The sequence below is a fragment of the Variovorax sp. V93 genome (assembly GCF_041154485.1).
Taxonomy (GTDB): Bacteria; Pseudomonadota; Gammaproteobacteria; order Burkholderiales; family Burkholderiaceae_C; genus Variovorax; species Variovorax beijingensis_A.
Genome location: NZ_AP028670.1, coordinates 285741 through 309733 on the forward strand (window position 1 = coordinate 285741; position 23993 = coordinate 309733).

General features: G+C 61.3%; 21 protein-coding genes and 1 pseudogene. 3 read left to right on the plus strand and 19 right to left on the minus strand.

The window, feature by feature from the left end; genetic code table 11:
- Window positions 1–26: 26 nt before the first annotated feature.
- The 5 genes from ACAM54_RS27370 to ACAM54_RS27390 form a co-directional block, all read right to left on the minus strand.
- Window positions 27–905, minus strand: coding sequence for a metallophosphoesterase (locus ACAM54_RS27370; RefSeq protein ID WP_369651629.1), 879 nt, complete (start codon window positions 903–905; stop codon window positions 27–29).
- A gap of 67 nt (window positions 906–972) precedes the next feature.
- The gene (locus tag ACAM54_RS27375) at window positions 973–1530 is read right to left on the minus strand and encodes an HAD domain-containing protein (RefSeq protein WP_369651628.1); all 558 of its coding nucleotides are present in this window, start codon (window positions 1528–1530) and stop codon (window positions 973–975) included.
- 18 nt (window positions 1531–1548) lie between these two features.
- The gene (locus tag ACAM54_RS27380; protein WP_369651627.1) at window positions 1549–2001 is read right to left on the minus strand and encodes a hypothetical protein; all 453 of its coding nucleotides are present in this window, start codon (window positions 1999–2001) and stop codon (window positions 1549–1551) included.
- Window positions 1998–2831 carry a metallophosphoesterase gene (locus ACAM54_RS27385; protein WP_369651626.1) on the minus strand — a complete coding sequence of 278 codons (834 nt, stop codon included), beginning with the start codon at window positions 2829–2831 and terminating at the stop codon, window positions 1998–2000. The genes ACAM54_RS27380 and ACAM54_RS27385 overlap by 4 nt, the downstream gene beginning before the upstream one ends.
- A gap of 29 nt (window positions 2832–2860) precedes the next feature.
- Window positions 2861–3301: a hypothetical protein gene (locus ACAM54_RS27390; RefSeq protein ID WP_369651625.1), complete on the minus strand. Its 441-nt coding sequence runs from the start codon at window positions 3299–3301 to the stop codon at window positions 2861–2863.
- Between the two features lie 168 nt (window positions 3302–3469).
- On the opposite strand from ACAM54_RS27390, the gene ACAM54_RS27395 reads away from it, so the two are divergent.
- Both ACAM54_RS27395 and ACAM54_RS27400 read left to right on the plus strand, forming a co-directional pair.
- Entirely contained in the window at window positions 3470–3742 is a 273-nt protein-coding gene (locus ACAM54_RS27395; RefSeq protein WP_369651624.1) for a helix-turn-helix domain-containing protein, read from the plus strand.
- 109 nt (window positions 3743–3851) lie between these two features.
- Window positions 3852–4013: a hypothetical protein gene (locus ACAM54_RS27400; RefSeq protein ID WP_369651623.1), complete on the plus strand. Its 162-nt coding sequence runs from the start codon at window positions 3852–3854 to the stop codon at window positions 4011–4013.
- A 152-nt stretch (window positions 4014–4165) separates the two neighbouring features.
- On the opposite strand, the gene ACAM54_RS27405 is transcribed toward ACAM54_RS27400, so the two are convergent.
- The 4 genes from ACAM54_RS27405 to ACAM54_RS27420 form a co-directional block, all read right to left on the minus strand.
- A complete protein-coding gene (locus ACAM54_RS27405) occupies window positions 4166–4795 on the minus strand; it encodes a hypothetical protein (protein WP_369651622.1) in 630 nt (209 codons plus the stop codon).
- A 165-nt stretch (window positions 4796–4960) separates the two neighbouring features.
- On the minus strand, window positions 4961–5761 hold the full coding sequence (locus tag ACAM54_RS27410; RefSeq protein ID WP_369651908.1) for an HNH endonuclease: 801 nt from the start codon (window positions 5759–5761) through the stop codon (window positions 4961–4963).
- 39 nt (window positions 5762–5800) lie between these two features.
- Window positions 5801–6058, minus strand: coding sequence for a hypothetical protein (locus ACAM54_RS27415; protein WP_369651620.1), 258 nt, complete (start codon window positions 6056–6058; stop codon window positions 5801–5803).
- A gap of 109 nt (window positions 6059–6167) precedes the next feature.
- A complete protein-coding gene (locus ACAM54_RS27420; protein WP_369651619.1) occupies window positions 6168–7103 on the minus strand; it encodes a hypothetical protein in 936 nt (311 codons plus the stop codon).
- Window positions 7104–7474: 371 nt separating this feature from the next.
- Between ACAM54_RS27420 and ACAM54_RS27425 the strand changes: the two genes are divergently transcribed.
- Window positions 7475–8197, plus strand: a complete 723-nt coding sequence (locus ACAM54_RS27425) for a hypothetical protein (protein ID WP_369651618.1) — start codon at window positions 7475–7477, stop codon at window positions 8195–8197.
- A 109-nt stretch (window positions 8198–8306) separates the two neighbouring features.
- On the opposite strand, the gene ACAM54_RS27430 is transcribed toward ACAM54_RS27425, so the two are convergent.
- From ACAM54_RS27430 to ACAM54_RS27475, 10 genes and pseudogenes are all read right to left on the minus strand, one after another.
- Window positions 8307–8903, minus strand: a complete 597-nt coding sequence (locus tag ACAM54_RS27430; protein ID WP_369651617.1) for a TIGR02594 family protein — start codon at window positions 8901–8903, stop codon at window positions 8307–8309.
- Entirely contained in the window at window positions 8884–9270 is a 387-nt protein-coding gene (locus ACAM54_RS27435) for a hypothetical protein (RefSeq protein WP_369651616.1), read from the minus strand. The genes ACAM54_RS27430 and ACAM54_RS27435 overlap by 20 nt, the downstream gene beginning before the upstream one ends.
- Complete coding sequence (locus ACAM54_RS27440; protein WP_369651615.1) at window positions 9267–10646, minus strand: hypothetical protein; 1380 nt, start codon at window positions 10644–10646, stop codon at window positions 9267–9269. Before ACAM54_RS27440 ends, ACAM54_RS27435 begins: the two co-directional genes overlap by 4 nt.
- A 755-nt stretch (window positions 10647–11401) precedes the next feature.
- Window positions 11402–13906 carry a winged helix-turn-helix domain-containing protein gene (locus tag ACAM54_RS27445; protein WP_369651614.1) on the minus strand — a complete coding sequence of 835 codons (2505 nt, stop codon included), beginning with the start codon at window positions 13904–13906 and terminating at the stop codon, window positions 11402–11404.
- Between the two features lie 20 nt (window positions 13907–13926).
- Window positions 13927–17817 (minus strand): cytochrome P450, encoded by a 3891-nt coding sequence (locus tag ACAM54_RS27450; protein ID WP_369651613.1) that lies wholly within the window; start codon window positions 17815–17817, stop codon window positions 13927–13929.
- A gap of 85 nt (window positions 17818–17902) precedes the next feature.
- A pseudogene (locus tag ACAM54_RS27455) lies at window positions 17903–18496 on the minus strand (IS3 family transposase); the annotation flags it as partial.
- A 190-nt stretch (window positions 18497–18686) separates the two neighbouring features.
- Window positions 18687–20174, minus strand: coding sequence for a TniQ family protein (locus ACAM54_RS27460; protein WP_369651611.1), 1488 nt, complete (start codon window positions 20172–20174; stop codon window positions 18687–18689).
- Window positions 20153–21100 (minus strand): AAA family ATPase, encoded by a 948-nt coding sequence (locus ACAM54_RS27465; RefSeq protein ID WP_369651610.1) that lies wholly within the window; start codon window positions 21098–21100, stop codon window positions 20153–20155. The genes ACAM54_RS27460 and ACAM54_RS27465 overlap by 22 nt, the downstream gene beginning before the upstream one ends.
- Entirely contained in the window at window positions 21100–23049 is a 1950-nt protein-coding gene (locus ACAM54_RS27470; RefSeq protein WP_369651609.1) for a hypothetical protein, read from the minus strand. Before ACAM54_RS27470 ends, ACAM54_RS27465 begins: the two co-directional genes overlap by 1 nt.
- Window positions 23046–23759: a hypothetical protein gene (locus ACAM54_RS27475; protein WP_369651608.1), complete on the minus strand. Its 714-nt coding sequence runs from the start codon at window positions 23757–23759 to the stop codon at window positions 23046–23048. Before ACAM54_RS27475 ends, ACAM54_RS27470 begins: the two co-directional genes overlap by 4 nt.
- Between the last annotated feature and the right edge of the window lie 234 nt (window positions 23760–23993).

The following is a 23993-nucleotide window of genomic DNA, read 5'->3' on the forward strand; positions in this document are numbered from 1 at the left end:
GACAAAATACAGTGCCGCGGCGGTCCTCATACGACACCACCGTGTCGGATTGCGTTGAGCATCGATCGCACCTTGCCCGAGCCGCCCGCGGCAGCGAACGCTACAGGCGTTTGGCCATCGAGCAGTTCGTGTGGCTTGTCCAGCCATGTTTGGGCCTCTGTGCCGAACACCTGGGTAGCGAGATCCAGCAAGTCTTGTGGAGGACTTCCCCGCTCAGTCTCCCCCTGCGGATCCAATGGCCACGCAAGGTGCGATCCCATATCAACCCCGAAGGCGCGGAATGGTGCTGCAGCGGTCTGCATCCCCTCGGCGAGATAGTCGATTGTCTGATGATGGTGACCATGGACCAACAGCTGGACTCCGAGCGTCTCCGCGAGCTTGTCGATCGCCTGCCAACCATGTGGATGCGCCGTCGGCGCCTCGTGCGTCACCAGGATGTCGGCGGGCGGGGCCCGTAGCAACTGCAGGTAGTCGTCCGGGAAGATGGTGGATCGGTGCCGGCGGGCAATGCCATCTCTCCAACGCTCCTCGCGGCGCATGGACTGGCGCAGGGCGTCGGCCGAAACGAATGCGGCCTCCTCGATCGGCTGTCGCGGATCCCAGATCTTGCTGCGGAAGATCCCGCCCAGGCCCGCGACCTTGTACCCGGCGATCTCAACGATCCGTCCGTGCAGGTTGTGGTCGGCGAGCTCCGATCCCCACAGGTTGTCGTAGTCGGTGTCAGAGTCCGTGTCGTGGTTGCCGTGGATAAACCAGACCTCGGTGAGATCCAGGATCGGGCCCAGTTCGATGTGCAATGGCTGGCGCGCCTGGATGTCGCCCAGCATCACGATGGCCTCGGGCCGGAAGCGCTCGACCGCGGCGATCACGGGCTTGAGATCGCCGTGCGGGTCGCCGAAGAACATCAGCGTAGGCCTCGATCGCTGGTGTTTGAATTGCGCGTGGAGATTCGAAGGAATGAGAGGGTTCATTTCACGTGTGCGTCGAAGTGGCGACGGAGCATCGGCCAGCGGCAAACCGCAGAAAGTGCAAACGCAGCTCCTGAAAGCTGTCCTGATCGAACGCCCGTTGGGGATCGGTGAGCACGAGCCGCTCGAAACCCGTTTCGAAGCTCCCGGGCCAATCGTCGAGTGCGACCCACTCTGCGTCACGGCGGCCATTCCCGTCGAGCCAGGCCTGGATCTCCATTTGGCGCCGGTGGTGGACAGCCACACCGGGGTCGATCTGCGGCGTGGCGCCGATGATCCGAGGCCGGATGTCGACGCTGAAATACCGTTGCAGCTGCTCGATGCTCTCGGCCAATCGCCAATCCGACGAGATGACGACATCGATGGACCCGAACTCCCGGAGCAGCTCTTCCAGAAGCGGCAGATGGCTGAAGAACCTGCTGCTGAACGAGTAGTCCGCGCCGACGGGATGAAGAACACCATCGACATCCAGGAACAGCAGATCGCTGGAGTCGCCTTGATGGCCTGCGGTGCCCTGGTCCACCGGATCGGGCGGCAGTCGCGGGGTTGGAGGCTGGTCCATGGCCTTCCTTCGATGAACCTATGAAGCGATATTGCGGACATTGCGATGACGCCGATTCGGCCGGATGACCTGAACCCCAGGCGTTGCCGCCAGCTCTCGAATCTGGTCGGCCGTGGCCTCCACGACAAAGGAACCACTGAGATCATTCCGGCGGGCCAGGCCGTCAAGACCGAGACGCTTCAAGGCCTGCTCGATCTTCACCATCGCCTCTGGGACGCCTGATGCTGTCGTGCCGACTTTCTTGGCTAGCTGCTTGAGCAATGCCACTGCGGGCGGCGGCAGCATGCGCCGGGGAGATGAGATCGCTGTGCGTCCAGAGCGAGAAGGTGCACTCACCGCGGGGCGCGCGGACTCGATGATGATCGACTTCGTGCGACCGCTTGGGCTGTCGTACAGGAAAGCGACGAGCTCGGCCCCCCGGACCGTGGCGATCAAGATCTCGTTCCCGGCAGGTGTATGGGTGTCTTTCATAGGTCGACCACCAGTCCTGGATCGAACCGCTGGTTCTCCAGGCCGCGACCGTACTGCAAGTATCCCCGGGGATTGCACAAGACGCGACAGTTGCCGACTTGGTAGTCGAAGCTCTCGTGGATATGGCCATGCACCCAGAGCGAGGGAACGTCGAAGAAAGAGCCCGGGAGCTCGCTCACGAAGGCGCCGGACAGCCAGTTGGCCTGGTAGTGCGATGCGAGCGATCCGCGGTGCGGGGCATGGTGGGTCACGACCACCGTCGGTCCGTCGAAGGGCTCTGCGAGCTTCTGGGCCAGCCAGGCACGGTCACGCTGGTGCAGCGCCCGCGTGTCCTCGGGCGTCAGCCGGCGCTTCTTCGGCTTGGCGTGTGCCACCGACTGTTCGGCAGGCTCTGGTGTCTCGGCCCACCGGATCGATGAGTAGTCGTTGAGTTGGAGCTTGGCCACCTTCATGGCGCGCTCGGTGTCGACGGTGGAGCCGCTCTTGGCCTGGATGGGCAACTCGAAATCGGTCCACAACGTGCAGCCCAGAAACCGAATGCCGTCGATCACGGCCTCGCCAGGCGCCAGAAGATGAACCTTGCACGTGGCCGCGGTCAGCACCATTTCCTTCTGCGTGGTCTGCAGCACGCCACTGTAGAACTCGTGGTTGCCCGGTACGAAGACGATCGGGACCGTCTCTCCGAAAATGTCTGCTCGCCGGGCCCAGCGCATGGCCTTGGAGCCGGGCACGAAGATGTCTCCGGCAAGGATGACGACGTCGTAGTCGACCTTCGGTACGTTGAAGATGCCGAACTCGAGGTGCAGGTCCGAAAGGATGAGCAGTTTCACATCGGGATGCCTTTCTCTTTGCTGTGCGCTCAAGGCATCAGGATGGAAAGCTTGGCGTTCCATGCCTCGCCATCGGACCTGGAGGGCACGGCGACGCGGATCGTCGGGCGGTCGAAGTCACTGGTCTCGAAGAGAAAGTGCACGTGCTGAAAGCGAAACACCGGGTTGCCGGGATATTCGGTCCACTTGAGCTGCCAGGTGTTGAAGTACTCGAAATCGACCGTCCGGGCTTTCTTTCCGCGACTGACGATGCAGGCCTTGCGTGCATCCGGGTCGAACAGGATGCAGGTTTCATCCCAATCGCCCAGCATGCGCCCGGGATCGACCGGGAAGAAGGTCGCGCCAGATGCGCGGCCTTCCGTCTGGAGCAAGGCCTCCCGCCTTGTCCGCTCCCTGTTCGGAGCCGAGACCCATACCCAATAGAAAAGCGGCAGGGCGACACCGAGAGCCAGCAGGAACGGCAACGTCATGCCCGGCCTTTCTGGGCGCAAGCCGAGGACCGCAGACCACTCGACGGTAGTCCGCTATCCATTCTGAAAACGGCAAGCATCAAGTTCCCCCCTGTATTCCGATTCGACCCCTCATTTTGTACCATACAAGCAGGTGCATAAAGAAGGCCATGCAACGAGATTCGTTGCATGCGGTCGAATCAGGATCCTGCGCTGCTGAGAGCCTTTGCGGCTGAGCTGAAAGCTCGGCGGGCAGCGCTCGGCTTCAATCAGGAGGAGCTGGCATTTGCGGCCGGCCTCAACCGCACCTTCGTCGCCAAGCTGGAGACGGCGACGACAAGTCCATCCCTAACCAGCCTTGTGTCGCTGTGCGAAGGACTGACCGTCGAGCCGGCGGAGTTGATGCGGTCGCTAATGAAGCGGTACAAGAAAGAGCTTCGATCGCAGTTGGCGCAATCTTGAGACGATGCTCGTGCTGAACGTGCGCGTGGCCTTCCCTTGCGGCCCCAACGTTGGCTCCCTACGCTCGGGTCACCGTAGCTGGTCGCCATGTGTAGTGTAGGAAGCGGGATTGCTCCTACAGCTTGATGCCTGTTCATCGCTTTCTTCCGGCCACGACGTGGCCGGCCGGCACATCGGAGGCGCCGGTGGGGGCAAGAGCAACCGCTACGGCTATGACCCGTCGGGCCTGCGCCTGCGCGAGAGCACCGTGCAGGGCGGCGTCACCTACTAGGACAACCACTTGCAAGACGCCTGGCTTCCAAACGCCCGCTGAAATTTTAGCGAATCTGTTGCATCGACCGGCTCAATCCGCCACGTGTTCTAGTCCTTCGCATCTGCTTCGGAGAATGGCAAAGTGCGACCGGCCTCTACGGGCGCAATACTTCACCGGCTGCGTCCAGAGGTGCGCGATGCACGCCTTGCACTCTGCATTGCAGGGTAGAACATTTTGAAGGAGTCGGCCGACGCGTCGATGATCGATTCTAAGTGTGCCAACTGATCCCTCATCAGATGCCTGTTGCCTCTAAGGTAGTTCACCACGTTGTTGAGCTGTGTGGTGCTGAGGCGCGCGAGCTTTCCCTGCTCCACACCGTGCAGTAGCACCATCATGGCATTGGTCATGTCCCGGGCCGAGCGGATCGCTCCTTCGACCTGCCCCAAGATGCTGTACGCGCTCGCCCCAGTGTCGTGCTCCAGCCAGTCCAGCAAAGATGCGTGAGCATCCATCTGGGGTTGTGCACCCGGCAACGCACTTGGTACTGATCGCAGAACTTTTTCTAAAGTCAGGCGCGGCCAGTCGTCATCCGCTACTGGAGAGTTATGAGCCAGCGGCCAGTCCCGGTTGTATGCATAGGCAATCGGAACACCGGCTCTCTCGAAAACGAGCGCGCTCTCGTGTTGAACTTGGCGAAATCCACGCAGCGTGCGCGACGGGACGTCGAGTTCCTTGACCTCCAGCATGATGATCTTTGCGCTACCGAGCATTCCGACCAAATCTGCGCAGTAGCTGCGCATTGCCGGTCCTTGTTGGTTCGGGTACGGTGTAAACAGCTTGAGTCTGCCAAGACGTTGGCGGTCACAGTGGACTTCCAGCGCGCTATGAATGGCCGTCTGCACCACATTTTCATTTCCGGTCGCCACTTCGTTGTCCCCACTCCATCAATGGCCGGTGGTCGAGTTCTACAAATCCCACCATCGGCTGCGCGATTTCTTTCGCTGGCGGTCCGCATACTTTGCGAGCTCGCCAGATTCCACAATATCAAAAGCCTTGATCTTGGCGTCGAGCATTTCGCGAAATTTCAGTTTTCCGCACTTGCCATCGATCTGCAGCTGGTAGGCGCCTGCCGTCTTCGTCCAAAGAACCTCGATGATGTAGCGCTTGTGCTTGATGGTGTGATGAAATTGGCTGCGCGTGTGCCAGCGACTGGAGGAAACAAAGGTGCGGCGACGGCTCAAGTAGCGCCGCTGCGACTCCATGAGGTTGCTGGCCAGCGTTGTGTCGGTGAGGTGATCGCAACAGATCTCGCCCACCTCCATCGTGCCCCACTTCGGGTGATAGACGGCGAAGACATAGCGAATTTCGTTGCCGCACAACTCACATGATCCGTCCAGGCCACCGAGGTCATCCCAGCCGCAATGCGTCCAGCCGACACGTGGGGGAATAATGCCGTGCTCGGCTGCATGGCACCCTTTGCAGATCGTCGAGCACAGCTCGTAAGGGTGCTCCCAAGGCTTGTGCCCGGGCAAGTAGCGCTTGTGGTGCACCTGAAGAACCGCACCGCTCGAAGCCGTGCGGCCGCACACCGTGCAGGTGAAGTCATCAAGACGGAAGACTTCCGAGCGGTATACCTTCCACGCCTTGCTCCGGTAAGAGTCCATGATCCAACTAACGCCCTTGCCAGAACGTCTTTGCGATGGGCATTGATCATGCACGAGATGAGCAGCGCGTGCAGCTGTTTTTTCCTTGAACCAGGCGTCCAATTCCAATGGTAGCCTGGTGTCGTATGGCTATTTTTCGCTTCATGCAGAGATATGCAGCGGCACGATCCATCGGCTGCCGCCGCGTGGGTTGAAGTGGTCCGAGATGTGGCCCTCCAAGGAATTCAGGCTCGCCGCGTCCAGTTGGGCATTGGTGATGCCAGTCACACGCTTGAGCGCTTCGCGCAGGGCCTCAGGTTGGAACTTATCGATGTCCGAGTTCCACAGCTGTCGGCCCCGACCCAGTGGCAGGGAGCACAGCCGCTCCACCTTGTAGCCATGCGCGTGGGCCAGGCCCACCAAATGCTCAGCGGCTCGTCTTCCAGCGGCTTGAAGTGAAATGGCCAAAGCGACAGCTGCTCATTGATCTCCAACATGCCTTGATGCTCCAGATTTCGAGGCCCTGGATCTACAAGCCAAAGATGCTTTTCCGCTTTCCGATCCCCTCGCGTACCGTAGATTCCAGTGCGGTGAGCTGGTCCTTGACCTCGAGGATCGCGTCGAGCGTTTCGCCCGGCCGGGAGATGGAGAGCCTGCGCCAGTGCTTCTCCAGTTCAGGCTTTTCTATGCCCGACCGGTTGGAAGCCCAATTGAGGACTCTTTCGGAGTAGCGCTCAGGGTGGTCAAGGATATGTGAGGCTACTTCCTGCTGCTCTGGGGTTTGATAAACGCGACCCACGAGATACTGGAGCACGATGTCCGGCATCTGCAGGAGTTCCTCGGCTTTCATCCGACCCATGCCATATTTGGTCGGCAAGTTCCAGGCGAGGCTCCCGGCCAGTTCCGGTCCCGCCTTTTTTGCAAGAGCCCAACCATCCTTCATGGAACTGCCGGCCGTGTGGGCCTCCATCCCGTCCGTGAACTTGGTGGCGAACTCCGCTCTGACCCCAGGTTTGAGGAAAAACTCTTCACTGCATTCTGCGAGTTCCGAGTCAGGAACGCCAGCCGCCAAGCCTGCATCAAGGAAGACCACGAGGGCGAGCAGCGAGTCGATGTCACTCCGAATCGCCAGAAGCCGCGCCTGCTGCGGCAGTTCGATGGCCAGCCGAGGTCTTTGAACGATCGTCCTCACCAGGGCGCACTCGTCCACTTTGGTCATTTCCGTGAGCTCCGTGAGTGAGCGAGAGTACGCCTGCTTTGCACCCCAAAACCTCACGATCGCAGCCGCGTCTCCAAGCGCAAGCTTGACCAGCCAATCCGGTGGACGACGGATGTTCAGTACCAGCATTGCGTCGATCAGCTGGAGCTTCGACTCCGTGGATAGATCCGGCCACGCCGCTTCGATCAGCGGCTGACACAGCGGGCTTTTTCTTGTCAACTCTTCGAGCACTGATTCCGAAATCATTGGGCGGCCTCGCGTTCCTCTTCATATTGGTATTGGACAACTTCATCAGCCTGAAGGGCAAGGCTGGCTTCCCGCAGCCCATACAGGCGGCCTGTTTGCTGTTCGACCAGGAGCCCTGCCACACGTCGCGGGCTGCACGATCGCAGGTCACAAGGTTCTGAACCGGTGCGAACTTCGCCGACCAGGAACTCAAGCCCGGGCTGTGCTGGTGATCTCAGAGGGGGCCCGAAGCAGCCTGATGGCCAGGCACAAGCGCTCACACAGGTCACCAACATCCAAGTCTACTTTTGCGATCCTCGGATCCACGGCAACGTGAAGGGGCTCAGCTCCCTGTCGCAATCTGAGTACGGTGCTCTGGCACCCGTGGTCCAATGCCGGCCAAGCAACGGAAGGACGAGAGCGATATGCCCGCACCACACATCTTGAGCACAGACGTCGATATGGCCCTTCGGGGTGCTCAGCAAGCCTGGAAGCGCTGCTGCTCCGACTACGACGCATACGCGATGAACTCCGAGCGCTGCCTGCAGGCAGCGTTCTACTTTCATCTCCGAACGGCATTGCAGAAGGCGGGATACACGATCTACATTGAGGCGAAGGTGATCGTGCCGTCGCCAGCGGGAAGCAAGATCGCGAAAGGCGCCGCGCCTCCGAAGGTGAGAAACATCTTTATCGACACGCTGATCTGCAAGAACAACAAGATCGTCCTTGCCGTGGAACTGAAATACAAACCGAAGTCGAAGTCAAGCGCGATCGAGATCACGAAGGATCTCACGAGCCTGTCGCACATGCGCAATCAGGTTTTGGAGGGCAAAATGCTGAGCGTGGAGTTGGCCAGGCACACGGCGAGCAAGGAAAACGGTGCACTGCGGCTCCGCATCTCCCCGGACGCAAGAATGTTGCTCGGCATATTCGCTCGCAGCTCGTACGTGGACCAACTCACGGAGGAAGAGTTCTGGGCCGCCCATCCCTTGCCTGAATCGGCGCGGTGGGCCACACACAAGGGCAAGCGACTCCCTCCCCGACTGGGCCTCTGCCTAGCCTCCGCTCAAGGTTCGAAGGCAATTCCGACTTGGATGGGGAGGCCGTTCGAGTAATTCCGCTATCAAACCGAGGCCCAAGGACGGCGGGCAAGTGCGCGAGAGCCCAGGCGGCGCGGCTCCTGATCTGCTTGATCCCATTGCTCTTTGAACAACTGGCGCATGTTCACTCGATCCTTCGCACGGTCGTCAACCAGGGCAAGGAGCCTGCGCCGGCTTCCGTAGCCGGATACCGGCTGACCTTGACGCGGTTCCCCTGGTTGCCACCAAGTACGTTCACCCATTTGGGGTCCGCATCCAGCCAGAAGGCGACGTGGCCCGTGCCTCGACAAAGCTCGTCCTGTCCGCGATTCTTGAAGACGGCCACATCACCCGTTCGAGGCGGCGAAACGGCCGTGCCGAAGCATCGGAAGCTCCCAGAGCTCGCGCTGTGGGTGTGCGGTTGTTTTGCGCGCATTAAGCACCAGTTGATAAACGCCGCGCACCAACGCGTCTGGTCTGTAGCGCCCTCTCCGTAGTTCGTCGCCTGCAGGAAGAATGCCACGATCACCGGATTCGAGCGGACGCGCCACTCGGCGTTGTACGGTTCACCATCGACATTCCTCTCCTCCATGCCCTCGAAATAACGGGCCACAGCGAGTGGCGAATGGACAGGTGCGTCGGCGAGCAGTTGCTCGGCCCGCAGCAACTCCCGTTGGGTCGGAGGCTTTGTTCCGAATATGCCGAGGCCAGCACGCCCAATGTCATCGATGTTGAGTTTCATGTGCATGCTCCAATGAGGATGTGGGCGCCGAACGAAGAGGAAGCTCGAGGAGCCGACAGGCGTTTTGCATCTCTAACGGGTCCTTGTGGTCCGTACCACTGCACACCACGTAGGGAATGCGTGTCCTGAACGTCGACCGGAAGTGGAGCGGGGTGCGGACGACGAGGTAGTACCCGTTCAGGGTGTACCAGTCCTCCACCTTCCCCTTCACTTCGACGGATCGGAGGAAGCGCTCCATCCTTTCTTCGACACGCCGGATGGACACCGAGTCGCCGGCAGGATCATCGAGGAGCCACGTGTCGAGCGTGGTGCACCCGACGAGCCCGAGAACCAGTCCCGCGATCGCGAAGCGGACGGCACGGATCACGGCTTCTTCCTCTGGTCCAGGTGCCGGAGGAAGGCGCGGCCGTCGTCTAGCGAAATGCCGCTGCGATAGTCGACAGCATCCTTGTCCTTCCAGTGATAGCGCTTGATGCGCGCGCCCAGGAGCCGAATCGTTTTGTCCGAGTCCTGCAGCGTGAAGCCTTCGGCGGTTTTCTGGTAGTCCATGTAGCGCTCGTCCTTGGAATAGTTACCCCCACCCGAGAAGAACGGACCGAAGGACACGCTGCCCCCGGCGGCGAAGAATCGCTCCAGCGACCTGCGATATTCCTCGGAGATCTTCACCTCGATGCGAGTACCTCTCGCGACGATCACTGAGACGGGGATGCGGCCAAGGATGCCGGTGGGCCCCCACATGTCCGACATCTTTGCGCCGACCGTTTCGAAGAGCGCGTCCTGGAACCACTCGTCGCGGAATATCTCGACCTCCTGGAAGCGCTTGAATGCGATCTTGAACGAGAAAGCGCTCTTCTTCGATATCTCTTCCATCTCGCGGCGCTCGGCGGAGCCGCCACCCGAGAAAAGTCCCCACCGCCCCTTCACGGACACCTTCCACTTTTCCTCGACGCGCTTGTAGTGCTCCTCCTCGGTGCTGTAGTTGTGATCCACTACGTTATCGTTGGCGAGGAATTCATCGACACTGAATAACGGGAACTGGGCGGGATACTTACGCCACATGTGTTGCATGGCAGTGTTGTCGAACTGGGGCGCGATGGGCAGGTCAACGTGATAATTCGGATCATCGAAGTAGTTCCTGGCATCGACGATCTTGGAGTACTCCGGCGGCACCTGCGAGCGTAGCCAGCCGTTTAGCTGGACATTGGCGGCACGCACGAGATTGCGCTTCCGCTCGCGCTCCATCGAATAGCCGTTGTCGCGCTCCCAGATGATGCGGCGCGCCGGCAGTTCCTCTGGAGGGATATTGGGGTTGCGCTCCAGGAAGATCTGCCACTTTCCCTCGGTCACGGTGTCGTAGTCCTCCAATGCGTCGCGCGCCTTTTCCACCCGAGCCTGGAGCGCTGCGTACTCTTCTTTCTCCGTGGGGTCGATCGCTTGGGCGATGATCTTTTCCAAGCGGTTCAGGAAGACTTCATACGCATCGACGAGGCGCTGAATCCGGCTCAGATTCGTGCTCTGATCCACATGTTCCTTGTTGTCGTCTGTTGGCGTACCCGAGCCGACGTAGTTGACCGCGTTCAACAGGAGGAACAGGTTGAAGTTGGGCGCTTTTAGGTCGTAGGAGTAAAGCGTCGCGAAGTTGTAGGGTTGAATCAAGCCCTTCGCTTCATCGAACTCGCTCTTCGTGAGGAATTCGAAAAGCGCCACATAGTTGCCCCAGGCACGTTCAAAGATGTCAGCCATTATTTGCTCCTTGGTGAAGTGATCTACGGTTGCGAACGAAATGGAGGGTGGATTGTTCAAGTCGCTCGTGCAGTTGCTCCGTCCTCTTAAAAAGTCGCGCTACAGGGCGTTCAGCGACGGCGGGCTACCCGCCTGATCCAGAATGCGCGGTGCCGGTCGATGTCTTGCGCGGGCATGCCTTCGGCCAGGAGCAGCAACGCGTACGGCCCCGTGTTGGCCAGCCCTGCGCGCAGGCAGAGCGCGTCGATGCGCGCCGTTGGGTGGGCTTGAGCCCGTCCAGGTGAACCAGAAGCAGGCTGTCGAGCAGATTGGCACTGTTGGCAATGGCGGATGGGACGCGTGACACGCTCACCCAACTGGTGTGCCACTGCGGGAACCAGACGCCGGCCTGCGCGCTGTGTCCGTAGCAGGCCCGCTCCCGTTCCCGATTGCATCGACTGCACGCCCAAATGCCCGATCTTCGTGAGGTAGTCAGCGCAACCCGGGCCGTAGCCGCTCGCAAACGGGGATTGGCCTTCGCGTTGGCAAGCACCGGTCGACGGCTCGTCAGCCGCATCATCAGCGCTTGCGGCCGCTCGAGGCGGATGTCCTCGGACCGAGTCGGTGACGCGGAGGACAGTTGGTAGTCGGTGGCGGGAAGGGCGGCTGAATTCTCCAGCATGGCGGCTCCTTGCAAAAGGAGCTCGCAGCGGCCCCTCTGCGAGAACTTTGCCACCCGCGGCTCATGCCGCGCCAGCAAGCCGTCCTAAATCTTGCTAATCGTCCCGCGCTTGGGAAGGTGTCGCGAAGGTTCGCGTTAGCAAGTGGTCCAGGCCGGCATCGCCCAGTCCGCGACCCTGGGCCCGCCAGTACTGCAGCTCGGCGTTGCCGACGGTCGCGTCGATCAACTCCAGCGCGCGTCGCTGCGCCATCTTGGAAATCGGGTCGCGCTCGTTTTCGCTTTGATCGAAGAAGGTCTCGCCCGCCCCGATCAGTTGTGCAGCCTCGTGCACGAAGCCTGCAGCTGCAGCGACCCAGGCAAAAACTTCGGATCGTGAGCGCAGCAGGTTGGCCTGCCGCAAGGCCGTCAATGAGTCGGCTGCGCTGCGCATAGAACGCTCGATCTGACCGGCTGCTACTAGCGCGGCCGTCAGGCCCGACAGCACACGCCCGCGGGCTTGTCCCTGACGGATACTGTCATCGAGATACTGCAGCAGCTCCAAGCCCCCCTCGACAGCAGCGTCGGCGCGGCCCATCTGCAACTGCGTCCAAGCCATGTCGGCGCGCAGTAGCAGGCGGTAGCGTTTCACACCAAGCGCCTCGGCGAGCTCTAGGGCGGCTTGTGCATGCCGCAGGGCCAGATCGAACTGACCGCGGGCATCGGCCAGCCGGCTTTCGACGCGCAGCCTACGCATCCAATCGACCTCCGGTACACCGCCCTGTTCGAGTTCGAGCGCGATGCGCAAGTGCATCTCTGCGCGCTCGGGATGGCCCGCCTCGAGCTCGACCTCGGCCAAGTGCCGCTGGCAGGAATGCCGGTGACGGCGTTCGCCCAACGACTCGAACAGCGCGTCTGCCTTCGACATCGCCTCCACAGACAGTGAGACCGGCATGCGGCCTTCGCTCCCGACGCGTCCGTACCAATGCCAGAATCGCGCGGCCAGCATCGTCGGGCAGCGCGCGTCCACTAGGGGCTGCACGCGCTTCAAATGTTCCAACGCTTCCCCCGTCGCGCCGGCAGCACCCAGGCCCACGGAGATGAAGGTCGCAATCGTGATCGCCACCTGCTCGTGCCCCGGCGCCGTGAGCGTCCAGGTCAGCGCCGCACGCACGTTGGGGACTTCCTCCCACATCAACATGCTGTCGCGATCGCGGGCCGCGTCCATGCACAGTTGGGCCATTGCATGCGCGAGGCGCGAGTTCCAGTCGATACCGTCGATCGAAGCCTGAAGGGCGTCGAGCGCAAATGCACGGGTGGTCTCCAGCATTCGATAGCGCGGACGGGAGCCAGGCTGCCGGGTGATCAGCGAGCGCTCTACCAGAATATCGAGGTGCTCTATGAGATCGGCACTCCTTTCCGGGCCCACCAGCAGCTCGGCTCCCTGCAGGCTGAAACCGCCCGGGAAGATCGCCAATTGGTGCAGCAGTTGCTGCGCGGCCGGCGGCAGCAATTGGTGGCTCCATTCCAGGGCCGCCTGTAGGCTGCTATGTCGACTCGGCGCGGTGCGCGGCCCCCGCGAAAACAGCCGCAACCGGTCGTACAAACGGCTGCGCACGCCACCAAGCCCTAGCACAGGCACGCGCGCCGCGGCGAACTCCAACGCAAGAGGTACGCCGTCCAACTGGCGGCAGATCTCGACCAGATCGACAAGGTCCTGCGCGGTAGGCTCAAAGCTGCCGCCCATCGCCGCGCGCACCCGCTCCAGCAACATGCGCACGGCACCGTAGTCGATGGCGTCGCGCACGTCGGGAGTCGGTGGAACTTCCAGGGGGTTGAGCCGGATGATGCGTTCGCCGGGCAGGCGCAGGGGCTCATGGCTGGTGGCCAGAACATGCACCTTGGGGGCATCCTGGATGAGCGTGTCTACGAATGATGCTACCTCGTCGGCCAAGTGCTCGCAGTTGTCCAGCAACAACAGCAGTTCGCGATGCCGGAGCTGCGCCAGGCACTGCGCCAAAGGAACTTCGCGCGGATTCACCTGCAGGCCGATGGCGCCGCAAACCGCCTGCACCAGCCGTTCTGGATCCAGCACGGTGGCCAACTCGACTTGCCAGACGCCATGTGCGTAGTGTCGCGCCGCGGCCATTTGCCGAGCCGCCAAAATCGCCAGGGTCGTCTTGCCCACGCCGGCCAGGCCGCATACCGTAACGCAAGGTTGCGTCTCGTGCGCTCGTGACAGATCGGCCAACTCGCGCTCGCGTCCATAAACCGGCAGCGTACGAAGCGGCAGATTGCCAACGGCATGCCTCGGAACACTCGTACAGTCTTGTTCGGGCTGCCCGACGAACCGGTACCCGCGCCCCGTGACAGTGGCGATCGTTTCGGATCCCAGCGATTTGCGTAGCGCCGACACCTGTACCGTCAGATTGTTGTCCTCCACCACCTGTCCTGGCCAGATCAAGGCAAAGATCTCCGCCTTCGTGACGATGCGTTCGCGCTGTTCGACCAGCAGCATCAACAGATCGAAGGCACGGGCGCCAAGCGGCACGGACTCGCCATTGATGCGGACCTGCCGGCGCGCCGTATGGATCTCGAACCCCGGGAACTTCAGGATGTCCATGAACAAACTGGGCCGTGGATTCAGACGGGGCAGCGGGCTACAGGCAGCGCCTGCAGCAGGCGGAAGTAGATGGTTGGGTGCCAGGCTGGCACTGCCGTGGGATTGCTCAGACGCAAGTCCGGCATCGCATCGATCAGAAGGGACAGGGCTGCGCGCACTACGCGTTGTTGCACGTACTGGCCAGCACACTCGTGGATCCCGTGGCCCAACGAGAGATGATTGGTAGCCTCGAGGCGATCCAGATAAAAGTGCTCGGGTTGGCTGCCGAAAACTTTCTCGTCCCGGTTGCCTGACCCCACCATGGCGAAGACAGGGCAACCGTCCGGCACCTGCACCCCACAGATGGTTTGTGCGCCATGGGCGTAGCGCTCGATCAGGGCAAGCGGGGGCTGGTAGCGCCGTGTTTCATCCAGGGAGAGCCTCAGCGCCTTGTCGAATGCAGGCCGGTTGGTGGCCATGGCCGCCAACTGGGACCAAGGCGTTACGTTCTTCGCCCCTGGCCGCGCGTCGGGAAGAAGAAGGTGCAGCGCCGCGCTGCAGAGCAACATGTGAGGTGACTGGCTGGCGAGCACTGTCTGCATCAACGTCAGCAGCGTTTCGATGAATTTCAACGGACGGCCCGGTAGGGGCACGCCCGGAGCCATTCGGCCCGCCAGTTCGCCGATCAAGGTGCCCTTGTAGGGTGAGCCAGGCAGGAAGCTGTATCGCCAGGCATCGGCCAGTGACAGAGCGAGTCTGGCGGCCAAGCGCAGTCCAGCATCAGCGAGCACCAGGCCTTCGATCGCGCCCGGGCGAGCCGTCCGGCCATAGTTCAACGTCATCGTGTGCGCCAACGTGTCGCAAGCCCTGCGTTGCGCAGCGTCGCCGATACCGAGCAGGTCCCAGATGACGGCCCGCGCTACCGGATGTGCGAAGGACCGCATGTAGTCGAAGTGCATCAGGTGCCGCTGATCAAGAAGTTTGCTGCTGGCACGCTGAACGATGGCATCGATCTTCGGTTCGAGGGCCGTCAGTGCCGCACGGAAAGCCTCGTCGAGCGCATTCCGCACGACCTCGTGCCTGGGCCTGTCCAGCGTCACGATGCCGCGATAGGGGGTTCGAGACTGTGTCTGCACGAAATCGGTATGGCGCCCGAGCAACTCCTGGCAACCGGCGTGGTCCAGTACCCAATAGGCCTTTTGCTCGCTCACCCAAACCATGCGCTTTCCCGTCGCGCGAAGCTCTTGGAGCGTTTCGAAAGGATTGGCCACGAATCGCGGATCGGAGAGATTGATGCGTCCCTGATTCAGGTCCGGCGGGGGGGAGACATCGACGGCCGGCGGCAATAACGACGCGACGAGATCCTTGACCCAGGGCGAGTCGAACTCGCGCTCGATCAATGCCTGGATGAACTCGGGCCACTGGCCATCGAGGAGGTTCCCCAACGCTGGCTGCAAGACCCAGTCCCGCAGAGCGTTGTTCCCAAGATAGCTCAGGTCGCGATCCGAGAGCAGCGGAAATGCAGGTAAGCCGGGCAGATGGTCCGCCGCGTTGGTCGCAGTGGCGTGGGCCTGTGCGAAGCCGCCGGCGACACTGCCGACCAACGCGCTGATGCCGCCTATCAGCTGGTTGCTCACCTGGCCCGCGGCCGCAAGTGCCGTCTGGGCTGCACCTGCCACCACTTGGGCGCCGCCTATGATGTTCCCGACGGCCGCGCCGAGTGTCGTCCCCGCAATCGCAACCGGCGATTCGGCGTGGTCTAGTGCCCTCAACGCCTTCAGCCCCGGGAAGAACAGGTACATGCACCCGCGCGTGGTGACCAGTGGAGGAATGTTCGCAACCAGGGTTCGCGGCAACCCGGCGGCGTCCGGCTCGACAAAGCGGAACTCGGTGGAGGCGCTGCGAATTGCGGCGATCGGGCACGTCGTGCCGCGGATGCCGGTCGCGGCCAAGTCCCCCTGAAGCCACTCGCGCTGGATGAATTCGAACTGTTGCTCGATGTTGGCGCCCAAAAACAGGCCCATCAAGCCTTCTTTCTCGACGCTGCCCTCCTGCCATCTGGACGCCATACCCCGTCGCAGCAGCCGTCGGGCGTGGCGCTGGCCCGCGACGCGGGCCGTGCGTGGATTGGCCCGGCGGATGTGTGCGCCAACGGGGCAACGCAGGCCCTCATGATCATTCTCAAGGTCTGGAAATTCCCAACTAGGTGCATAGTCGAAGGCATCGAGTGGGCCGCTAGGATCAGGGGCCGCAGGCTCGAGCGCCAGCGGCGTGCCGTCGTAGCGTCGACCCATCAGTTTGGCCCGCAGGCGATCCTTATCGACCCCGAGGCGCTTCGCTTCCTGCTCGGTAGCGGCCTTGAAGCCTGCAACGTCCTGCTCCAACAGCCGAAGTACGCCGAAAGTGCCGTTGCCGGCCAACGCCTGTGGCATGTTTCCCAGCGATGTGCCGCCATAGACACTGTCGTAATCCTGGTGCAGCAAGAATTCGCCAGGACTGGCGGCAGGCTGGAATGCGGGCTCGGCCGATGTGTATTGGCCACTGACGCGAGGCTCGGAGATGCCGTCCCGGAATCCAAAGGGCTCGTAGCCTCCACGTGAGTCCCCCCTCAGCGTCCGCAGATGCCTGAGGCCTTTCGCCGCGCCCTGCTCGAGCACCCGCACCGCAGTTTCGTAGGCTGAAGTTTCGGTTCCCGACTCCTTTGTGTAAAGGAACAGCACGACGTGCTCCGGTTCACCAGCAGGTTTGCCGAAGAGCCAATGGTCGGGCCCACTGCTTCCACGGTCAAAGTTCGCCTCGGCCCGCTGGGTCGCCCCCTCCCGGAAGGCGGTCGGAAATGTCTGCAACTCGGGCTGACGAGCCGGCGCCAGCAGGGCCCGGAGTCCCTGGTGGGTGAATGCAACCTGAGTCAGAACAGCGGGCGCCTTGTCGCCAGGCCAGTGACTTGCGCTCGCAACTCCCAGCCATGGCGTCGCGGCGTTGGGCAGATCCTGGGCCAGCCAGTTGCGCGCCAAGGCAGGATCATCAATCCTGAAAAACAGATAGCTGGCATGATTGGCCTTATAACCCCGGAGAATGTTGCCTTGCACATCCGTCGGATCGACCTCGGCCGCTGGGGCATCCAGGGACGGCCTCGGCAGGTTGGTTCGCTTGCCTACGATGTCCGTCACCGTTTTGCTTGGATACGCGCTGTACAGCGGATAGTCGAAGCCCTCCGGGAACAGGGTGAGGTCCGTGCGCAGATAGTACGGCACACGATTCCACTGTCGCACCCAGGCAAGAAACTCCTCGGGGTGCTCACGCACCGGCATCGTCGGCCTCGTTTTGACATAGCTCAGCAAGGTGTCGAAAACTTCCCCAAGCGCGATGACAAAATCCAGCACATAGGGGTCGAGTGGACCGTCGAACTCTGTGGTGACCATCAACGCTTGGCCGTCCCAGGATGGGACGAAGCGTGCGTAGTGGACGAAGGACAGATCCTCCAGTGCCTGCTTGATCTTGTCCTGGGCCAGGACAATGTCCCACAACAATAGGGGCAGACGGTTTGGTGTTGGGTCGAGCTCCAACACCAGGTTGAGGCCGTGGCTGACCTGGCGGCTCTGGTTCGCAAGCCAGGGTCGCGCCCACTCCGGAAAGTTACGCATCACCACTTCCCTCCAATCCATCCACTTAGCGCGGTTGGCAAATTTTTGACAGTTTAGATCGAGGCGCGAACGACGGACAAGCAATCGATCAATTGCAACTTGCGGGCGGTGAGCGCGCTTACCTCGATGAAATGCTGGTACCTCAGCAGCGCCGCACCGGTACACGCCGTCCAGATCCAGGCAGTGCAGTGCAGTGCAGTCCAGGTGGATGTTGAGCTTGGTGGCGCGCCTCACGCATCCCATGAATGAGGGATAGGCACTGAGCCGCCTTCTGATGACGCTGTCCACCCGCACAGACCTTGGACAAGAATCAGGCTGCCAATGCGTCATCTTGCTAGGCCTGACCTGCTCGGTTTAGTCGAGACAGTTTTTCCTAGAAGACGGCGGGTTGCGGTTCTTTGCGGAGTTCCAGTTTGAACTCTGACGGAGTCAAGTATTGCAGGCTGCTGTGGGGACGTACCTCGTTGTAGTGATTGCGCCAGGCTTCGATCAGAACAGCGGCTTCGCGGCGCGAGCGGAACCACTCGATGGACAGGCACTCGTCGCGGAACTTGCCGTTGAAGCTCTCGTCGGTGCCGTTCTGCCAAGGCTTGCCGGGATCGTAGAGCACGGTGGCGATGCCGGCGTGCGCGATCCACTCCAGGATGGCCTGGCTGACGAACTCGGGCCCGTTGTCCGAGCGCATGAACAGCTGCGCCCCGTGCAGGCTCACCAGGCGCGACAGCACCTCGATCACCCGTTTGGACCGAATGGCTGCGGCCACATCGATGGCCAGGCACTCGCGGGTGTCCTCGTCCCCCACGGTCAGGCACTTGATCTGCTGGCCGCTGGCCGTGGTGTCGAAGACGAAGTCGTAGGCCCAAACCATGTTGGCCTTGAACGGCGTGTGGATGCGCGGGCGCACCGAGGCGATGCGCTTGCGCGGCCGTTTCCGAGGCACCAGCAGGCCTGCCTGGCGCCACAGGCGATGTGTGCGTGACCAACTCAGCTCGAAGCGGCTGCGACGCAGGCGCCGGAGTTGGCCTCTGCCCCCGCCTTCGAGATGAAGCACGCCGCCAAAGTCGATGAACAGGACCGCGCGAGCTTGGATGGGCAGCGCCCGAGCGAACGTCTGCCGGGCGATGGCCAGGAATGGTGCGTTGGCATCCATCCCCGACCTACGATTCGTCGCGCACCATGTTGCGGACATGCCATCTGCCGGACTTCAGCTCGGCGAGTGATTGACCCCAGATTGCACGGTCGGTATCGGCTCGGGGAAACGCGGTATGTTTGCTTAAAGGCAACATAGACGTGCCAGCCAGTCGCGCCAAGACGTCGGTCACCACAGACGCCGAGTAGCCGATCGCAAAACTCGATGCTCGATGCAGCCGCACATGATTGAAGCCGCTCGGCCATACCTGTCGATAAGCTGCGCTTGTATCGGTTCTTTCGATCCAGTCGTGACTGCCCGGCACTGACAGATCAAATCCCATTCCGTAAGCAACTTGTACCGCGCAGCGAGAAAACTGGGTGAACGCAATTTGCGGCGAGAAATGCGACAGGTCATCTTCGGTGCCCAGGTAGTTCGCGGGATAGATGCGCTGGTGGTATCGCGAAGACGCGAACGTTTCGGCAAACAAAACGCGCCACCTCGCGAGTACAAAGCAGCACGCGCATACCCCGAGATATCGACCGAATTCATCCGAGGTCGCCGGTATCAGCCAGCAGGGAGCCTCCGGATCAAAGGAAGTCTGCTGGACTTCAATGCGCAGGCTGGGCGGCGCACGATGACCGCAATGACGTCTCACCAGTTTCCCGAGGTACCGCCCGATCGCCTTGATCGTTCGGCGGGATTGATCGAGAGGTTCTTCGGCCGAGTCGATCACGAAAGAGCATGGCATGGCGACGACGCTCGGGCAGCTCACCTGTGCAGCCACAATCGGCCGGGCGACATCTTCGTGGCCGGCCACGATGCCGGCCAGATAAGTTTTTGCTGGAAAGGGCAATTCGATCGCCCATTCGCCCCCGAAATGCGTAGAGCCGCACACCCTGGTGATGCCTCGCTGCAGCGCCGCCATCTGTTGTGCGGGCTCGTAGCTATCGGCAGCATTCCTGCCGAAGACTTCGATGAAGGCCGGCGGTCTTCCCGCAAATGGTTCAGCGCATCGCGCGCAAAACATAGGAATCCTGAAATCGGCATCCATGAACTCGATGTCGACCGAAGCACCGCAACTCGGGCAGCCGGTGCGCAACGGAAGGCCGTGGAAGGGGCACACCTCCACGCCCGCAAGTTGGAAAAGACTGGCATGAAACCAATGTCGCAAACATTCAGGACAGTAGCGAAGCGACTTGACAGTTGTCCCTTGTGCGTGCTGGAAGAACAGTTCATTCATGGTGTAGGCACGCAGGACATCGGCCTGCGCGCCGGGGCGCAGCCCTCTGGCGCGCTCCTCGGCAATCGCGCTGAACAGCTTCTTCGCGCCTCGCATTGACGCCTGCCCGGTCGGGCCCGCAGGACGGTCCGCAAGTGCCCGCCGCAGTCCCACGCCATGCAACGCATTGAGGAAGCCGAACTTGTGTGCGCACATCCATGCGCTCTCGGTCTCACGCCAATAGGAGCGCGGCCAGACCCACGGCGAGTTGATCAAACGATCTTCATCGGACATGTTTGATCGATGGCCGCCGCCCAGTCGGGCTTGGCATCGTCCGCCTTCTCCGTCGTCACCAGGCAATCCTTGAGAACAAAATGGATCGGGTCGGTGATCCACTGCATGCGGAACCCTCGTATCGATGGCGTTTCAGGAACGCCTGCGTACTCGCACAGGGCGCTCCAGTAAGCGCCCGCCTCCTGCTCGAGCCGCCATCCGCTGTCATAGGCGGACTGCGCGAAGTAGCGTGTAAAAGGCCATAGCGGATCCGGAAAGTACAACGTCTCATCGTACTGTTTCAGCAGCGCCTGGAGCTCCTCCTTCGTGCGCACGCCGTCGAAGTCGACCAGCTTGACGAAGAAGCGCCCTTCGATCCCCTGGCAGCCCGATTGCATGAAGAGTTCGCCACGATTGCGCAGTTCTTCATTGCCGAACGAGTAGACCAGCATGCCGCAGTCGTTGCTCTCGAGCCTGTTCAACGCGATATACAACGCGTTCCACTGGAACTCGCTGAACTTCTGCGCTTCGTCCAGGAACACCACGCAATGGACCGCGCTGGCATCACGGCATAGCGACAGCAGATGGTTCGCGAAGACATCGCAGCTCTTGCTCCTCTGTCGATGGGTGTCGTCCTTGTTCAACTGCTGCAGTAACGTGGTGTAGGTACGCTCGAATCGGTCCGTGCGAGCTTGCGTCTCGGCGGAGACGGACACACAGACCACGTGCGAAAATTGTTCTTGTACGGAGGCGCACAGCTGACGGATCGCGTAGGTCTTTCCCATGCGCGAGGGGGCAGAAAACGCGAGGCCGCTCTTGCCGAGCTCGACCCAATTCTTCAGAAAGTTGTCCGCGCGTTGAATGGTCTTCGTCTCAAGCACGTAACCGAAACGGGTGACGGTGGGGTGGCGTGCTTGCATCGCCACGCGGTAAGCGAGGTCCTCCATCACTTTTTCTGCTCCTTGGCGCTCTGGCGTGCGGCCGTCCATCGGCCCCCGGCAGCATCGGGCAGTTTGGTGGAAGGGATTCGCCTGGGCGGCCCTGCGGCGTGATCGGTCGGTGCTGCACTGAGCGTATCCAGATAGCGGTTGGTGCCGCGCTTGACCTTTCCGGGGTGTTTCCTGGCGTGCGCTGCCATCTCTTCCAGCTTGAATGCCTTGAAGGCTTGGACCGGGTCTTCCGTTCCACGGAAATTCAGCATGCCTTTGTCTCGCAGCCGGATGATCTCCTTACGCGTCGCCTGGTCGTGGAAGCTGTCCGACCAATGGCCGGTGACCTGCACCGCGCCGAGGTCGATCCCGTCCTCGCGAACCAACTTGATGACACGATGATCCCTTTGCAGCAACGCGATGCAGGGTGTTCCGATCAGCTGCCATGCATCCCGAAGAAGCGGGCTGCTGTACCTGGCATGGTCCATCTCGATATAGGGCGGTTCGCCGTTCCTTTCGCTCCCGCGGATAGTGACCTTGCAGATACCGACGGGCAGCGGTACACCCTCCGAAAGAGCACGAGAGTAGCCGGGAACGGCCGAACCCTGCGCGTAACGCCCGGTAAACTCACGGGCCACAACCTCCAGTGGAGCCGCGCCATAGAGTTCGGTGCGCGGCATCGCATTGAAGTTCGCCACGATGACTTCGACCAGTTCCCTGAGTTGTGCGAGCGTGATCTGCCACTTGACGGCATTGGCGCCAGCATTCTTCACATGGCGGTCGCCGGGACCGCTTCCCGTCGTCGAAGGCAGCTGTACCAGGAGCCTTTGCAACTCGCCGAAAACCTGCTCCACGGCGTAGCGGGTGATCCAACGGCGCACTTGGCCGAACTCGATGTTCAAGCCCAGAAGGCGCTTGAGGTACACCAGCACCGCATCGGCGTAGTGTGTCAAGTCATTGTCGATCCGCACAAGGCCCAGACGCAGGCTGTCCAGAAAGCCAGGAACAACGCCGTTGGGCAAACCAGCCCCAGGCTTGTAGGCAAGGGTTGGAATCGCCTCGAACTTCCAGGGAGTCCAAGGCGTCAACAGGTTGGAGAACGTCTCGAGGAAGTCCGCCGAGCTCACGCGACTTCTGTTTGAAAGATGGTAGGCAAGGATGCATTTCGGGCGCATCGAGACCAGCAGGCACAACGACATGCGCTCCATCGGAAGCACGAGGGTTTGCCCCTCATGTTCCACAACGACCGATCCGATGGCCGGCAACTGTTGCTCGTCGTAGCAGGCCAGGTCGCAAGCCAGTACCGACGACAGCCAACTGCTCTCGTCGCTTCGTCCATCCAGGCCATTCAGGGCTTGGTGGCCGAACAAGGCCGTGCGGCTGCTGCTTTTCTTCTTCTCGCGGACTTTCTTCAGCACATATTTCCGCAACGATTCGTAGCCCATTGTCTTCGTGCAGAACGGATAGGCCGTGGCAGGTACGCCGTCGGCGCGCAATGCATTGAGAAAGTTTTGGTGAACGTCAATGATCGAGAGCGCATGCGAGAACCGCCTGCCCGGCGGCTTGTTGATCTCTGTATCGATGGCACGCTGCGCATCCGGGTGCTCACGCAGACATTGCCCAAAGCTCCCTGCCGCTCCGAAGCCGTCCTGGATGGTGGCCACGCTCGAGCTGACTTTGCGTTCGTATGGCTTGACGTGGGCATTCGTGGCAACCGCTCGGAAGCCGTAGATGCGTCCGTCGGCATGCGCGCTGAAAAAGCGGGCCTCGTGGTAGGAAAGCAGTTGCCTGCTTATGCCATACAAGCGCAGGATCTCCCGAGGCTTCATCCCATTCCAATATTGCTCGAGCGCTGCTTTGATGCGGTGGTATCTCGCCTGCTTCTCCTTCGGCACCGAGCGGGGCGCCGGTGCGTGCGCGAGATCCAACTCTTCCAGCCGGATGGCGCGCGTGGCAGTTCTCCTCATGCTTCCACCCAGGGTCTGGCGACGGTCCGCAGCGTTACGGGCCGCGCGTCCAGTTCAAGCGTGAGCTTGCGCTGCTGGTGCGCTCTCATGCTGGCCACGAACACCTGCTCTCTGGGCAGCGAGAATTCCCTGTAAATGTCGCCCAGACACAGGCCCTCGCGAGCGCGCACCAAGTTGGCAACCTCCAACTGCAAGTTCGATGTTTCGAAGTGCCTGAACTCCGAAAGCGCCGAGCTGATGCTCAACCAATTCATCAGCAGGACGCGCTGGCTCAGCGCGTCCTGCTCGGTATACCAATCCCACGTATACCCGAGCTCGCTGGCACGTCGGGATTGAATTTCAGCTTGCTTACACGCTCGTGGATCGCTCCTGCAGTCGCGCTCGTGCTTCACCTCGTACAGTCCTCGTCGACCTCTGTAGCGCTGAAAACTGATGTCGGGCTTCGAGCCAGAGTAGCCCTCCGAAGAAAGCGCAGTCCAGATGGTGTCAACGTCGCAGCTGTAACTGGTGATCTCCTGAGACGCCTCGGCCCAGAGCATGGCAGCGAGTTCAAGATCGCTCCTCAGCACCCATTCCCGATCGGCCTTTGCACCGTAGCCGAATACGATGTTTCCGGGCTGCTTGCCTCGCGCCTTGATCGCGCTCCGCACGGCACGCGAAGCTTTCAGCGGTTGTCTGCCTCGAGCGGTCCGAATGGTCGAACTTTCCATGGCATTCCTCGTACTTGCTACGGCTAGCGCGTTCCGACAACGATGAAACCTCTCACCTATGCGAAGGGCAGCTTCTGAAAGCACTCAACTGAAACATCGAAGATTGGATGAACCCGCGTGCCCTATTCACGCGGACTGGACACAGCCTGAGAATTCGATTTTCCTCTCAACTGTTTGTGGCTTGTGAACTGCCAATCTCGGAGTTGTTAATCGATCCAACCATCAAGTAACAAG